Here is a 15,410-nt window from a genome sequence, read left to right on the forward strand (position 1 = left end):
CGTTAAAAATTAAAGATCACAGATTAACATCATCATCAGGTTTTATTGCATGCACATTATTATTGGGTGTATTTTTCTAAATCTGTGAAAGGCACTGTTCTTGTTGTATTGGGCTTTCCGATTCTAGGCATACCATTCACCAAATGTGTAGCGTAGTCAGGCGTTAGCGTAGGAAATACTGCCATAAGCCTAACAATAATATAAAAGTAACCTTATAGTGTGGTTGATAGCGGCTTAAAATCGCAGGTATTTTGATAATAAAAAGGCTGATTTTGATATACCAAGCCATAAGCTCTTTATAATACTTCTAAAAAACTATTGATTGTTTAGTCCTTTTCGTCTTCGGGTTCTATGTCTATTATGTTATTGTCATGGTTGATTGTTTTTAAAGCATTTACGATTTCATCCATCTTTTCTTTTGCTTCAAGTGCCTTTTTATATCCTTCAGCCGCTTGTTTATATCCTTCTTTTTCTTCTTGAGCTATACTCCATAGTGCTTTAAAGATTGGTTGCATTTCAGCTTTTTTGCTTGCTTCTACAAGACCTCCGTGTTCCTTTTTCATTTCGTGAGTGAGATGAGAAGCATTTTTATTTTTGCCCTTTGTATTCATAAAAATCCTTTACGATTGATTTAAAACTTTTCATTATAATAAGCTTAGGATTAGCTTAAATAGTGCAAAAAATTTGAGATCTTATGATTTTATGTGTAGTTTTAAAGCGATTTGTTTAATTGATCTAATATTTTTAAGAGTAAGGGATAAGAAATGAGATTATCCCAAGCTCTATTTTAAAGTTTTTCTAATAACCCAAGCAACGCCCTTTTATACTCTAACGCCGTTGCTTCATCCTTGCCTTCAAAACGGCTGACTAAATAGGGGGTGGTGTTGCTTGCACGAATAAGCCCAAAACCATGTTCAAAAACCACCCTCACGCCATCAATGCTGATGATTTCTTTGATTTTAGGGAAATGACTTGGCGGGTTTTTAAGCGCTTTTTGCAGGTTATGAATGATTTCAAATTTTTCTTCTTCGCTCACGGCGATTTTTTCTTCAGGCGTGGTGTAGGAATAGGGGAGGTTTTTAATGGTGTTTTCCAAATCGCTTGGACTTTGTTCAAGCAATAACTCCAAAGCCCTTAAACATGCGTAAAGGGCGTCATCATAGCCAAAATAGCGTTCTTTAAAAAAGATATGCCCGCTCATTTCAGCCGCAAAATGCGCGTTGGTTTCTTTGAGTTTGATTTTTAAATTGCTATGCCCGGTTTTATACATGAGCGTCTTGCCAAAGGTATTAATCGTGTTATACATCACTTGAGAGCATTTGACTTCGCCGATCACAAAGGGGGTGATACCTTGAGCATGCAAGCGTTTAGCGAATAAAATCGCTAATTCATCGCCCGCATAGATATGATGAGAGCTTAACATCGCAATCCTATCCGCATCGCCATCAAAAGCAAAGCCTATAGAAATAGCGTTTTCTTGCATGTGTTTTTCTAAATCTTTTAAGTTTTTCGCTTCGCTAGGATCTGGGTGGTGGTTAGGGAAATTCCCATCAGGATCGCTATAAAGGCTGCTAAAATCAATGTTTAAAGCCTTTAAAATCGGCTCTAGCCCTAACGCTCCCACGCCATTGCCAAAATCTAGGGCGATTTTGTATTTTAGATTTTTTAAATGCTTAAAGTCCTTGATCAAATAGCGCTGATACGCTTCTAGGGCATTGACTTTCTCTGGTGTTTCTTTTAAGGGTTTTATTTCATGCTTGGCGCTTAAAAGCGTGTCTTTTAAAGCTTGAATGTCCTTGCCATAAAATGGGTTTTGGTTGAGCGTGATTTTAAAGCCGTTATATTCTTTGGGGTTGTGAGAGCCAGTGATCATGATGGAATTAGGGCATTGAATACCATTGATTTCATTAAAGGCCGCAAAATACGCTACCGGTGTGGGGATTAGCCCTAAATCATACACTTTCAAGCCGCTTGATTGCAGCCCCGCGCTCAAAGCTTCAAACAAAAAGCGCCCATGCACCCTGGCGTCATGCCCTACAAACACGCTTTTATCGCATTCTCGCATGATTTTCCCTAACTCCACGCCGATACTAAAAGCCCCCTTCTCATCTAAAGTGGTGGGGTAAATGCCTCTAATATCGTATTCCCTAAAAATGCTAATGTCCATGTTATGACTCCTTGTTTTTGAATAAATTTAAACCCTGTTCGCATAAATTTTGCCATGCGTTTGTTTGATCTTTTTGTTTTAACTGAACGCATTTTTCTAAACTGGCTCTAGATTTTGCTTTTTGATGGGTTAGATCCAGTAAGCTAGATTGTAAATACAAGGCTTTTTGGTGATCTTCTAAAGAAAGCCTGCGGTTTAAGAGTTTGTCTAGCGTTTCTAACGCTTTTGAATAATCTTTGGTGGTCCTGTAAGCATCAATGAGAGCAAATTCGCTAAAAGGCGTGTAAGAATAGTCCTTATAAGCGTCTTGGAGTTTGAGTAAGCTTGTGGCATAAATTTTGACGCTTTTAGGGTCTTTTTCATTCTCTAATAATTTAAAATAAACCAACGCCATGCGTTTATCGTCTTTGAAATGCTTTTCTAAAAACGCATACAAATTGAGGGCCAATCCTTTTTCATTGTTTTGCATGTAATCTGAAAATAAAACAAAAGCAATATCATAGAATTCTTTTTTATTCAAGTTTTGAGCGAGAATCAAAGCGTCTTTAGAAGCCAGAGTGGAATTTTTAAAATCCCCTAAGCGGTAGTAATTGCGCCCCAAACGATAAAGCCATACCAATTTCTCGCTAGGGGTTTTAGCCGCTTTTAAAGCGTTTAGGGCAATAATTTGCGCTTTTTCTTTGAGCGATGCGAAATACAAGCAATCAAAGGCTTGGATTTCTTCTTGGGGGTTAAATTCAAAGGCGGTGATTTGGGATAAGTATTTTAAAGCTTCTTTGCAACGATGATCCTCTAATGGGGTTTTAGCAAGGACATTGAGCGTTTTTTGGATCAAAGGAGAATCTTTAGGTAAATTTTTTTGCATGCCTAAAACTTCAGCATAGCGCTTATTTTCAAACAAGAGTTGGGCTTTCAACTCTAAAGCTTTTTGGGCTTCATTAGAATTAGGGAAATTTTGAATGATTTTATCGTAGTGGGCGATTTTTTCTTGCGTGTTCCCCTCCATGGAAAAAAGGGCTTTTTCATCGCGCGCTCTAACGACAGAAGCCCGCTCCAATTCCGCATGGTCTTGCAAATATTGCAGGTTGTAAAGGTGGGCGTTCTTAAAATCCTTGATCCTTGCATACAACGCCCCTAAATCATAAAGCGCTTGCTCTTTAGCTTTCAAGTCATCGTCTTGATTAAGGAGCAAGTGAGCGATCTCAATCGCGCTTGCATTCATCTGGTTTTTTTTCAATAACTTGAGCAAGTCTAGGGCTGATTCGCTGTGTTGAGAAATATAATCAGGGTTGGATTGAACCACCTTATCAATGAGGTATTTAGCGTTATTAAAATTTTGATAGTTTATCTCTGCTTCAGCCCAATTAAGCGCGATTTCACTCGCACTCTCTTTGTCTTTAGCGTTAGAGAAAGCTTCTTTGAAAAGCATGTTAGCGTTGCTCAAATCAGAGCCTTCAGCCGCTTCAATGGCTAAACGCATTTGGGCTAAGGGCGCGTAGCGGGAGTTTTTGTATTCTAAAAGAATGCGTTTGTAATAACGCATGGCTTGTTTGTAATTGTTGTTTTCATCTAAAGCTTTGGCGACATAATATAGCGCTTCAGGGATATTAGGATCAGTCGGGTAATTTTTAATCCACTTAGTGCCAATATCTATGAGTAAGGATTTTTTAATGCCTAATTTACCTAATGCGATAATTTCCAATAAATACAAGTCTTTTTTAAACATCGTTTGAGGGTAATTTTTAAACGCGCGGCTGATCGTGCGTAAAGCATCAAAATAGGCTTGCGAATCCATTTGTTTTTTAGCCTCTAAATAAGCGTTTAAGTCATAGCCCTTTGTGGTGAGTAGGGGTTTGTTATTCACATCTAGCTCTTGAATGATAGGGGTTTGAGCGTCTTTAATGACAATGGGGAAATTCAAGCCTTTTTGAGCGTTGTCTTTTTCGCTCAAAAAAGGGATATTTTGATCATAGCCTATGATTTGCCACATTTTGGCTTTAGGATCATTTTCCACAAAAAGGGGGATCGCTTTTTTATAATCCCTGTCAAAAGAAAAAAGGGTGAGCCTTCGCATCACTTTGGGTTTGATGTGTAAAATGAATTGTTGTTGGTGCATGGAATAGGTGATATTGAAAAAAGCGTTTTCTAAAGGGGTAAAACCCTCCTTAGGAATGGAGTCTATCACGCATTCTATGGGGCGTTTAGCGTGTATAATGGATAGAGAGGCTTCAATCCCGCTTGGCGGTTTTTCATTGGTATAAAAACAAGAAAACGCCTTATTGTGTCGTAAGGTTAAAACCGAAAAATCTTCCCCCCCTTCTTTGCCTTGCGTGAGCGTGAGGCTTAAGGCGTTGAGCGAATGGGAGAGCAAACCCATTAAAAGAAAGATTTTTGACTTAAGCCACAAACTCTAAAAGCCCTCGCATCATAAACACAGAGAACAAGCACGCTAACGCCATAGCAATAATGACCGCATAAATGGGCATGGTAGCGTTTTGGGTGTAAATATCGTTTTGAGCATAACCTTGGGTTTGTAAGGGCTTATTGAAAAACATCGCCACGAGCCAACGGAAATAATAAAACGCAGCCACCGCGCTATTAACTAACATCACCACCGCTAAAAGAATGTGATTGCTCTCTAAAGCGCTTTCAACGGCTAAAAATTTCCCCCAAAACACGCTAAAAGGCGGGATCCCTGCAAGCCCAAAAACAAAAATAGCGCCCAAGATCGCCACTAAAGGGTGGGTTTTGATAAGGCCGTTGAATTTAGAATAGGGGTGATCGTAGCGTTCATCCCATGTTTTTTCCCGGCTTTTTAAGAGCCATAAAAGGCCAAAAGCCCCAATGTAAGTGAAGGCGAACATGAACCAATAAACAAACATCGCCTGTTGGCTATCTTGAGTGTGGATAAACACGCACGCTAAAGCGAACCCAGAATGCGAAATGGAGCTGTAAGCGAGCATTCTTTTGACATCTTCTTGCCATAAAGCAATGAAATTAGGAATGGTGATAGTCATAAGAATCAAAACATAAAAAATATCTTCTACCCAAGCGATGCGGGTGTCTATAAACGCCCCAAAAAGGCGAGTCGCTACCACAAAGCCAGCGATTTTAGGCACAATGGAAATATAGCTCGCAAAGACTGGGTTATTGCCCTCATACACATCAGGCATCCAGGTATGGAAAGGCACTAAAGAAACCTTAAAGCCAATCGCTCCAATCAAAAAAATAGCGCCCATCGCAAAGAGCATGGGGTTTGTAACGCCCTCAGTGTGCAAGTATAGGGTAATGACTTCAAGATTCAAGCTCCCTGTAAGCAAGTAAAAAGCCATCGCCCCCATAGCAAAAAATGCGCTCGCCATCGCCCCCATAGTGAAATACTTGATCCCTGCTTCCAAGCCGTAGCGTTTATCGCTCAACGCCATTAACACACAAAGGGGTAAGGACGCTGTCTCTAACCCAATAAGGATTAACAACAAATGGTTGCTTGAAACCATGAACTGAAAGCCAGCGACAATAAACAAGTATAAAGAATAAAACTCAGCGGTCTGAAATTCGTTGAAGCGCTCTTTTGAAAGGGCTAAGAAAATGAGAAAAAAGGCTGAGATCAAGACAATGCTTTGAGAGATGAGCGAGAGCGCATCTAAGCTTAAAAACCCAAAAAAGGCGTTTTCTTGCTCTTCTAACCCTAAAACCACCAAAAAATCCAAAACCAAAAAGAGCATGCATAAAAACACATTCAAATTGCGTGAAAACCTAGAAGTGAAAGCGTTGATTAAGAGCGTGAAAATCCCCCCACACACCAACACCAGCATGGGCAAAATGCTCTCAAAATTAAAGCTATCAAAAGAGATATGGAGACTATCTATTAACATAAGAGACCTCTTTTATCTTAGTGTCCAATGAACCTAAAAAAGGGAGCGAGCGGATTTCTATCACCTCTAAAAGCTGCTTAGAGCCTTGCTCAATCGGTTTTAAAAGGATTTTAGGATAAATCCCTAAAATCAAAATCAAAGCTAAAATCGCACTTAAAACCCCTACCTCACGAGCGTTTAAATCTTCAAACACGCTGATTTGATTGTTCCCGGCTTTCAAATTGCCAAAGAAGACATCTTTATATGAAGTGAGCATGTAAACCGCTGAGAGAATGATGCTTGTTCCGGCAATGATAGCCAAAAGAGGGTAAGTGGCAAAAAACCCTAACAAGCTTAAAAACTCTCCCACAAAACCAATGCTTAAAGGCATGCCCACGTTCGCCATTAAAACAATCATAAAAAAGGCGGCAAAAACAGGAGCGCTTTTAGCGATCGATCCAAAGCGAGCGATTTCTAAACTGCTGGCGCGTTCTTCCAAGATACCAGCGAGCAAAAATAATCCCATGACGATAATACCATGCGCAAACATCATAAACACCGCCCCTGAAACCCCCTCAACATTGAAAGAAAAAACCCCAAGCACCACGACTCCCATGTGCGAGAACGAGCTATAAGCGATGAGAGTTTTTAAATCTTTTTGAGCGTAGGCTAGAAAACCTCCATAAATGATCATGCATAGCGCCACAATGGCTATAGGGGTTAAATAGATTTCTGAAAGTTCAGGAAAAAGCGGGAGCAAGAAGCGTAATAAAGCGTAAGTCCCCATTTTAGAAAGCAAGGCCGAAAGCATGACAGAGCCTAAAGTAGGAGCGTTAGAATACGCATAAGGCAACCATGTGTGTAAGGGAAAGAGCGGGATTTTAACCGCAATCCCTATTAAGAAAGCCACAAAGAGCCAGGTTTTAACCCCGCTAGAAAAGTTCAATTGATACCAATCTAAAATATCAAAACTCATCATGCCGTAATTACTAGCGTAGTAATACCCAATGTATAAAATGCCTAAAAGCATGCACAATGACGCTAAAAAGGTGTAGAGGAAAAACTTCATGCCGGAATAGATTTTATTATTACGGCCAAAACGACCAATGAGGTATAAAACCGGCAAGAGCGAGATTTCCCAAAAAGCGTAGAAAAAGATCATATTGAGAGAAGAAAACACGCCCATTAAAATCCCCTCTAACAACAACAAACAAATCGCAAAGTCTTTACGACGCTCTTTGACATAAATCACGGACAATAACACCACAATAGCGTTTAAAAGCAATAAAAAGAGCGCGATGCCATCAACGCCCACATGGTAATTCACGCCAATTTGATAGGCTAATTCCTTCATTTCTTCAAACTGCATGCCTGCTGTTTGAATATCAAACCCATGCCATAACAACAAGATTAATAACAATTCAATCAAGGCGATGACGATCGCATACGCCCTACTCGCTTGATCGCTCATAAAGAACGCTAATAGCGCGCTCAGCATGGGGAAAAAGATCACCACGCTTAAAAGATGCGCATGTAAAAACTGCATTTCTTATCTCCCAAAAAAAGCTACAAACGCTAACAAGATTAAAACCCCAGCCACCATGAAGCGCAGCATGGAAGTTAAATTCCCATCTTGGCTAGCCCTAAACACACGCCCTATGACAAAAACGCTTCTTCCTATAGTATCCACTATCGCATCAATGATCCTTAATTCCACGACCTGGTGCAAGAATGAAGCGATGGCGCTAAAAACTTTTGCAATCCCTTGATAGAGTTGCGGGATATAGTATTGGTTGAGCAAGAGCTTGTATAAAAAGCCCCCCTCTTTTTTGGAAGTGATACCATTTTTATATTTAAATATGGCATAGGCGATACTTAACAACGCCACTATGGTGGTGATACTGATTAAAAGAGCGAGCGGGACGGGATATTCTCCAACGCTGGGGATCACTTGAGAGATGAAATGAAAAAACGGCTCTTCAAAAAACCCGGCAATGACCGCCAAAATCCCTAACGGCAGCATGCTTAAAAGCATGAAATTTTTGGCTTCATGGGGGTGGTTGATTTCGTGCTGTTTGGGCGCAAAAAACACCAGCATGGTGAGCCTGAAGCTATAAAAAGCGGTAAAGATCGCCCCAATTAAAAGTATAAACCATAAAATGTGGTGGTGCATCCCAAAAGCCACTTCTAAAATTTTGTCTTTGGAAAAGTATCCTGCGAAAGGGTAAATCCCGCACAAAGCCACCGATCCTATAATCATAAAGATCGCTGTGATTTTCATAGGCTTGTATAAAGCGCCCATTTTAGTAATATCCAAATTGTCTTCCATCGCATGCATGACATTCCCTGATCCTAAGAAAAGGAGGGATTTGAAAAACGCATGCGTGAAGAGATGGAAAAGTGCGATCGCATAAGCCCCAAGACCGGCCGCTACAAACATATAACCCAATTGAGAAAGCGTGGAATAAGCCACAATGCGTTTTAAATCCTTATTGACTAAAGCCATGCTCGCTCCAAAAAGAGCCACAAACGCCCCTAAACATGCGATGAAATAACCCACTTCAAACACCGCGCTATACAAGGGATTGGCTCTAATGACCAGATACACCCCAGCGGTTACCATTGTCGCTGCATGGATGAGAGCGGATACAGGGGTTGGCCCCTCCATAGCGTTGGCTAACCATGTGTGCATAGGGAATTGTGCGCTCTTGCCCATAGCGCCAATGAAAAGAAACACGCTAATGCAAAAGAGCATGGAATAATCGGCGTTATTGAGCATGCTAAAGACTTCTTTATACTGAAGAGTGCCAAAATTCCAAAAGATCAAAATAATCCCCATGAGCATGCCTAAATCCGTGATTCGATTCATCACAAAGGCTTCAATAGAAGCGTTGTTCGCACTTGTTTTATGATACCAAAAGCCAATGAGCAAGTAAGAGCATAGCCCCACCCCTTCCCAGCCAATGAAAAGCCCTAAAAAATTATCGCTCAACACCAACACCAGCATGGAAAACACAAAGCCGCTAAGGTAGGAAAAATAGCGGTTAAACCCTATATCATGCTCCATATAGCCTATAGAATACACATGCACTAAGAAAGAAACTAAAGTGACCACGACAATCATGACCGCATTGATATTATCCAGCATGAGAGAAAAGCCGACTTTAAAATTCCCTACCACGATCCAATCAAACAAGTATTTTTCATAGCTTTGATGATGCCATGCTTGAATGAAAAGAACCACCGCACCAATGAAAGAAACCAGCACGCACAAAGAATTGAAAACGCCCACATGCAACGCTTTAGCTTTAGCCCCAAACAGCCCCGCATAAAGCGCGCCGATTAAGGGCAAAAACAACACCACTGACAGCAAAGAAGAATACTGCATGCTCAACCTTTCATAGCGTTTAAAGAATCAATATCTAGGCTTTTGAATTTCTTAAACCACAAAATCACCAAGCCCAAACCAATAGCCACCTCACTAGCGGCAATAGCGATAATAAAGAGCGCAAACATCTGCCCGTCTAAATTGTGCGTGTATTTAGAGATCGCTACAAAACCGATATTGATCGCATTGAGCATGATTTCTGTAGAAAAAAAGAGCAACAGAATGTTTTTGCGTTTCAGCATGCCCGCTAAGCCAATGCAAAAGAGCAGCCCTGAAACAATCAAATAGTGGTTTAACCCTATCATAGAGATTCCTTTATAAATTGCGTGTGATTTTTCCCATGGATTTTTTGAATCCCTGTAGCGATGCCTCCAACCATAGCGACTAAAAGCATTAAAGCCGCCGCTTCAAAAGGGATGAGGTAATTGGTAAAAAGCACATAGCCAATGGCTTTAATGTTAGGGATTTGCGCGTCAATAGCGTTGGAATTGACTTGCTTAGAAAGGTTTTCGCCAATGCTAGGAGCGCTTAAAATCAAGGTGAGTAATATTGCCACGCCAAATGAAAGCACGCACAAGATTTTAGGGCTTTGCTTGCGTTCAACCACTTCTGCAGCGGAGTTGAAAAACATCATGCCAAACGCATACATCACAATGACCGCCCCCACATACACCGTGATTTGCACCACGCCCAAAAACTCAGCGTCTAGTAAAAAGAAAAAAGCGGAAATAAAAACCATGCTGCTAGCAAGAGCGGTAATGGCATAGAGGATATTCGTGGTGGTGATCACCACTAACGCCATGCTTAAAGTAAGGATCGCAAAGAAATAAAAGGCAATGGTTTCAAACATTTTCATCTCCCTTATTGCTTTCTGAGCTTGTTGGAGTCTCTTCTTGTGATTCTTCTTTTGAAGGCTCTTGGACATAATCTAAAGGGGTGGCTTGCATGCGTTCATTGTAATTAGGGCTTACCGCACCAAAGCCTAAAAACTCGGCATGCGAGCAGTTTTTAGCGTCTTGTTCGCTCGTTAAGAACTCGCTTTTAGAGCCGTATTGGGAGCGTTGGGTGCTGGCGTTTTCAAACCGATTCCCCATAACAATCGCTAATTCTGGGCAAACCTCTGCGCACAACCCGCAATAAATGCAACGCCCTAAATTGATCGTGTAAGAATCGATCTTTTTGCGGTTGTCTTCGCCCTTATGCGTGATGATCCTTATGCAATTGCTCGTGCAAATCTTTTCGCACAGCCCACAACCTATACACCTTTCAGAGCCTGAGTCTAAAAGCCGTTGCAGATTATGCACCGCTCGATAACGAGGGCTTAAAGGGAGTTGCTCCATAGGGTAATGGATGGTTACGCTTGGGCTAAAAAATTCCTTGATCGTAAGCCCTAACCCTTTGAATAGATCCAAACCCAAGCTCGTTTTAATGGTGTCTTTAAATTGCTCGGTCGCACTATGGACTTCGGATCGTTTAGGAAGTTGCTTGTATTCTTGTTTGGCCATAAAACCTCCTTTAAATTAAAATGATAATGCCCGTTAGCACAATATTCAATAACGCTAAAGGCAGCATGATTTTCCAGCACATATCCATCAGTTGGTCTGGGCGCACATGCGGGTAAGTCGCTCTAACCCACATGGATAAAAAGACAAAAAAGCCCGCTTTAATCAAAATCGCTATGCCTCCAGGGATAAAGCCCCATGCGTTAAACCCGCCAAAAAACACAATAGAAATCACAAAGGAAAAAGCGAATAAATGCGCGTATTCCGCTAAAAAGAACATGCCCCATTTCAAGCCGCTGTATTCGGTGCAATACCCTGCTACAATCTCGGCTTCATGCTCTAACAAGTCAAAGGGGGTTCGATTCAATTCAGCATAGCTTGCGATCAAAAACAAAACAAACGCTAGAGGCTGCTTAAACACAAGCCAGTCTAAAAACCCACCGCTTTGGTAATGATTGATTTCCACTAAAGAGAGCGATCCTACCACCATTAAGGGGGCTAGAATGGTTAAAGTGCTGACCACTTCAAAGCTGAGCAGTTGGATCGTCGCTCTTGCGGAGCCAATTAAAGAGTACTTGTTATTAGAGGCAAGCCCGGCTAAAATAGGCGCATAAATCCCTGCTGAACCCACGGCTAAGAAAAACAAAAAGCCAATGTTGATGTCAGAAATAAGGGGCTTAATCTCATAGCCAAACAGAGTGAAATTAGGGAAAAAAGGGATAGGTGCCATGGACACAAACGCACTCACCATCGCAATAATGGGCGCTAGCGTGAAAATGAACTTGTTCGCGCCTTGGGGGATAATGTCTTCTTTGGTGAAAAGCTTAATGCCATCTGCTGCGACTTGCAAAAGCCCAAAAGGCCCCACATAACAAGGCCCTAAACGGCGTTGGAAGTAGGCTAACACTTTCCTTTCAATATAAGTGGCAAAGCCTCCTAAAGCCGAAAAAACAGCGACTAAAATCAAAATTTTAATCAAGGTTTCAATGATATAAGCGCTCATGCTTGCTCCTTTAAATCCACGCTATCAAACACGCCCTCTCTAAAAAAGCTAGAATGGTTTTTCAAAAGAGAAGGCGAGATAACAAACACCTCTTGATCCAAGCTTTCATCAAGATACAAAACGCCTGTTAATTCCTCTTCTTCTTTAGATAAAGTGATGCTTTGCCCCACTTCTTTATTCAATTTTTTTAAGAAAGCTTTAGACACATAGACACCGGCTTTTAATTGCAAATTCTCGCTTTTATTGGTAGCGTTATTGAATTGCGTTTCTGGGTATTTTAAATACGCGTTGAAAGCGATTTTTTCTTTTAAAGGCTTGATAGGCTCGCATTCTGTGGTTTCGCATTCTTTAGCGCTCTTTTCAAAAGGGCTTGTTCCTAGCAGATAGCCTCTGTGATTGATTCTGTCGTTAGTGAAATAGTTGGTTAGATGGTCAAATTCTATGGCTTTAAAGCCCGCTTCTGTAGGGAGTTTGTGGGTGCATTCTGTGAGGTTTTCTTCCACAAAGTCAAAGCCTTGCATAATATCGCTCAAGTCATAGCCTTCAAACCTCAAAGCCGGTTTTAAGGGCAACACACGCCCTTCAATATTAGTGATCGTGCCTTCTAGCTGGTTGAGGCTAGGTAAAATAAAATCCACTTTGCTGACAGCGTCTTTTCCAAAAACCCTATCATCGCTATTGATAGTGAAATCCCCTTGAGCGCGAATGCCTACAATTTTTTCATGTTCAAAAACTTCTTCGCTCAATTCACAAAGGGAAACGATGCCTAAAGCGTTGGCGCTTGGGGGGATAAGAATGAGTTTAATAGCGCTTTTTTGGGCTAACAAACGCAACATTTTAGCGATATTGTGGGCTTGTTTATGGCTATAGATTTCTTCGCCAACCACTAGCAAAGTGTTATTTGATTTTTGCAAAAGAGCCAGAATTTTTTCATAAGTTTCTAAATTGATGCCCGCTTCTTCAAGCAACAAGTAAGTGGTTTTGGTAGGGACTTCAATTTTTTCTTCTTTAACCTCTGTCTTGTTTTCTTCTTGATTTTCTTCTTTTGGGGTAGCTGCTTCTGTTTTATCTTCTTCTTTATTTTCTCCAATGCTGCACCCTTGCTCGGCTTGTTCTAAAGCCTTTTTTCGCTCTTCTTCTAAGGCTTTAAGAGCCACTTCATCCACAATGCTTTGCTTGGAATCTTCTAAGCTTTTTAGAGCCACGCTTTCAATGTTAAGCATTTTTAAAAGCATGCCTAAAAGGATTTCTTCAGCCCCCACTTCATGGGTGATGCAAAAAGAGCTTCGGCACAAATTCGCTAGCGCGTTATCTTTGATAGGGTGCATAGCGATTAAAGAAGCTTTATTGAGTTTGAGGGCGTTATTGATGGCATAGCGCACCAAAGGGTTTTCTGTTTTGATAGAAGAGCCAATCGTAATGACTAAATGAGAAGTTTTAATCTCTTCAACGCTGGGGCGTTTAATCTCGCCCAATACCTTTAAGAATTGCTGGAAACGATACGCTTCTTGATTGTAGATTTTAAAACCAAGCTCTTTCCTCAAACGCTCTATCAAAAACGCTTCTTCATTCGTAATATCCCCACCTATTCGCACCGCTTCGCATTCTTTGAGGGCGTTTTGAGCTTCTTTAAGATTAACGCTGCCTTTAGGGCTAGAACTCACGTCAAAAGCAAACCGGCCTGCCCCACAAATAGGGTTATGGTAAAAATCATTAAGCACCCTAAAAATCTTAGACTCTTCGCCTAGAGTATCAAAATGGCGCACATCATAAGAAATCAAACACCCGGCTGAACAGTGCGAACAGGTAGAATGGATCTTTTTTAATTCCCATGCGTTAGCCGTGTAAGCGAAATCTTTATAACTCAAAGCGCCCACAGGGCATACCGCAATGCATTCCCCGCAATCATAGCAAGGCACGCTACCCACAAAAGAAATAATGCCTTTTTGCTTACGACTCCACACGCTAAAAGCGTCTTTGGACATGCTGTCTTTAAATTTATCCGGAGCATGCAAGTCGGCTTTAGTGGCTTTAAGGTTGTTTTCGCCCACATTGTCCTTACAAGTGGTTACGCACCTTTCGCACATGATGCACAAATTAGGATCATACAAGGCTTTTGCCCATGAATCTAGCGCTTTAAAATCATCAGCCACCGCATAGGGTTGGTGCTCCACGCCGGTTAAATGCGTCATGTCTTGCAATTCGCACTCCCCGCTCTTATCGCACACGCCGCATTCTAGGGGGTGGTTGACATCATAAGTTTGCATGATGCTTTTTCTCTCATCCATGAGCGTGGGGGTGTTAGTGAGAATGGTGGCGTTATTTTTGGCTTTCGTGTTGCAGCTATAAATGCGTTTGCCATCCATTTCAACCATGCACATTTTGCATGCGACTGTGGGCGAGCAACCGCTTAAATAGCAAATGGTAGGGATGTAGATCCCAGCGCTCCTAGCGGCCTCTAAAACGCTTTGTCCCTCTTGGCATTCAATCGTTTTGCCATTGATATTCATTGTGATCATGAAATTCCTTGAGAGTGGGATAAAATAGGGATATAAGGGTAGGTGTCAAAAAACGCCCCTTCTAAAATCGCAATCAAGCCCTTCAAATTAGGGCTTTCTTCTAACTCGCATTCTAGCGTTTGATTTAAGATTTGAAACTTTGCTTTAGAATGCTTAATCTTGTTAGCGATCTTAAATTGCTTGGAAAAAGATAATTTGGGGGTTTCAAGGCTCTTATAAGAAACATAGACAAACGATCCGTTGGCCTCACTGATTTGTTCTAAAGACTCTAAATCTTTAAGCTCTGATTCAAAAGGCAAAACGCCCTCTTTTAGGGCTGTTTCTAGCAACCATTCTTGATCTTTAGAATCATAAAAAGCGGCCGTTGCGCTTGAATCATAGCAAGGGATGTGTAAAATTTCTAGGTAGTTTTGCAACCCGCTCAAAAGGGTGTATAAAAAGGCGTTATTGGCATGCTTAGTGATTTCTCTGTTTAAAACAAGCGCCCTTTTTTTCGCTTTAACAATAAGCACGATAAGCTCTTGCAATTCTTCTTCGCTCATGTTCGCTTCAGAGCTTAAATACCCCACATCTATTTTTTCTAAAACATGCCCTTTTAATTGGGAAGTTTGTTCTAAAATACCCCTTAAAATCAAAGCCAAAATCGCCGCTTCCGTGTGGATTTCATAAGACGCAAAAAGGCAATTTTCTTGCAAGTCTTTTGTATCTTGTAAGGGTCTTAATAGGGCGTAGGGGCGTTTTGATTGGTTAATGCTTCCTAAAATCCATCGTTCGTTTTCATTCAAACAAGCGTTTGAAAACCCCCCAAACAAAACGCACAAATCGCTTTTTTCTAAAAGGTTTAAGCTATCTTCGCTCAATTTGTAATTGATCTTAAACCCTTTTTGAAGAGATAATTTTTCTAAATAATAAGCTTCTTTCAAACTAATTGAAGAGCTTGCGCTTAAGGGAGAATTTAGGGGGTTAAAGCCGCTCAA

Annotated in this window: 12 protein-coding genes; all 12 read right to left on the reverse strand. The window is 41.0% G+C overall.

What is annotated here, in order from left to right:
- Positions 1-326: 326 nt before the first annotated feature.
- The 12 genes from G6069_RS01535 to G6069_RS01590 all read right to left on the reverse strand — a co-directional run bounded on the left by G6069_RS01535 (position 327) and on the right by G6069_RS01590 (position 15,410).
- Positions 327-611: a hypothetical protein gene (locus tag G6069_RS01535; protein WP_197293155.1), complete on the reverse strand. Its 285-nt coding sequence runs from the start codon at positions 609-611 to the stop codon at positions 327-329.
- A gap of 176 nt (positions 612-787) precedes the next feature.
- The gene (locus G6069_RS01540) at positions 788-2,167 is read right to left on the reverse strand and encodes a phosphomannomutase/phosphoglucomutase (RefSeq protein WP_197293156.1); all 1,380 of its coding nucleotides are present in this window, start codon (positions 2,165-2,167) and stop codon (positions 788-790) included.
- Position 2,168: 1 nt separating this feature from the next.
- Entirely contained in the window at positions 2,169-4,574 is a 2,406-nt protein-coding gene (locus G6069_RS01545; RefSeq protein ID WP_197293157.1) for a DUF7494 domain-containing protein, read from the reverse strand.
- The gene (nuoN, locus tag G6069_RS01550) at positions 4,564-6,042 is read right to left on the reverse strand and encodes an NADH-quinone oxidoreductase subunit NuoN (RefSeq protein ID WP_197293158.1); all 1,479 of its coding nucleotides are present in this window, start codon (positions 6,040-6,042) and stop codon (positions 4,564-4,566) included. Before nuoN ends, G6069_RS01545 begins: the two co-directional genes overlap by 11 nt.
- Complete coding sequence (locus G6069_RS01555) at positions 6,029-7,567, reverse strand: NADH-quinone oxidoreductase subunit M (RefSeq protein ID WP_197293159.1); 1,539 nt, start codon at positions 7,565-7,567, stop codon at positions 6,029-6,031. Before G6069_RS01555 ends, nuoN begins: the two co-directional genes overlap by 14 nt.
- 3 nt (positions 7,568-7,570) lie before the next feature.
- The gene (gene nuoL, locus G6069_RS01560) at positions 7,571-9,409 is read right to left on the reverse strand and encodes an NADH-quinone oxidoreductase subunit L (RefSeq protein WP_197293160.1); all 1,839 of its coding nucleotides are present in this window, start codon (positions 9,407-9,409) and stop codon (positions 7,571-7,573) included.
- Between the two features lie 2 nt (positions 9,410-9,411).
- On the reverse strand, positions 9,412-9,714 hold the full coding sequence (gene nuoK / locus G6069_RS01565) for an NADH-quinone oxidoreductase subunit NuoK (RefSeq protein ID WP_000579758.1): 303 nt from the start codon (positions 9,712-9,714) through the stop codon (positions 9,412-9,414).
- Positions 9,711-10,259 (reverse strand): NADH-quinone oxidoreductase subunit J, encoded by a 549-nt coding sequence (locus G6069_RS01570; RefSeq protein WP_000464221.1) that lies wholly within the window; start codon positions 10,257-10,259, stop codon positions 9,711-9,713. Before G6069_RS01570 ends, nuoK begins: the two co-directional genes overlap by 4 nt.
- The gene (gene nuoI / locus G6069_RS01575; RefSeq protein ID WP_197293161.1) at positions 10,252-10,914 is read right to left on the reverse strand and encodes an NADH-quinone oxidoreductase subunit NuoI; all 663 of its coding nucleotides are present in this window, start codon (positions 10,912-10,914) and stop codon (positions 10,252-10,254) included. The genes G6069_RS01570 and nuoI overlap by 8 nt, the downstream gene beginning before the upstream one ends.
- Before the next feature lie 10 nt (positions 10,915-10,924).
- The gene (gene nuoH / locus G6069_RS01580) at positions 10,925-11,914 is read right to left on the reverse strand and encodes an NADH-quinone oxidoreductase subunit NuoH (protein ID WP_001277308.1); all 990 of its coding nucleotides are present in this window, start codon (positions 11,912-11,914) and stop codon (positions 10,925-10,927) included.
- The gene (locus G6069_RS01585) at positions 11,911-14,433 is read right to left on the reverse strand and encodes an NADH-quinone oxidoreductase subunit G (RefSeq protein WP_197293162.1); all 2,523 of its coding nucleotides are present in this window, start codon (positions 14,431-14,433) and stop codon (positions 11,911-11,913) included. The genes nuoH and G6069_RS01585 overlap by 4 nt, the downstream gene beginning before the upstream one ends.
- On the reverse strand, positions 14,430-15,410 hold the full coding sequence (locus G6069_RS01590) for a hypothetical protein (RefSeq protein WP_197293183.1): 981 nt from the start codon (positions 15,408-15,410) through the stop codon (positions 14,430-14,432). Before G6069_RS01590 ends, G6069_RS01585 begins: the two co-directional genes overlap by 4 nt.

The sequence above is a fragment of the Helicobacter pylori genome (assembly GCF_017594925.1).
GTDB lineage: Bacteria > Campylobacterota > Campylobacteria > Campylobacterales > Helicobacteraceae > Helicobacter > Helicobacter pylori_DP.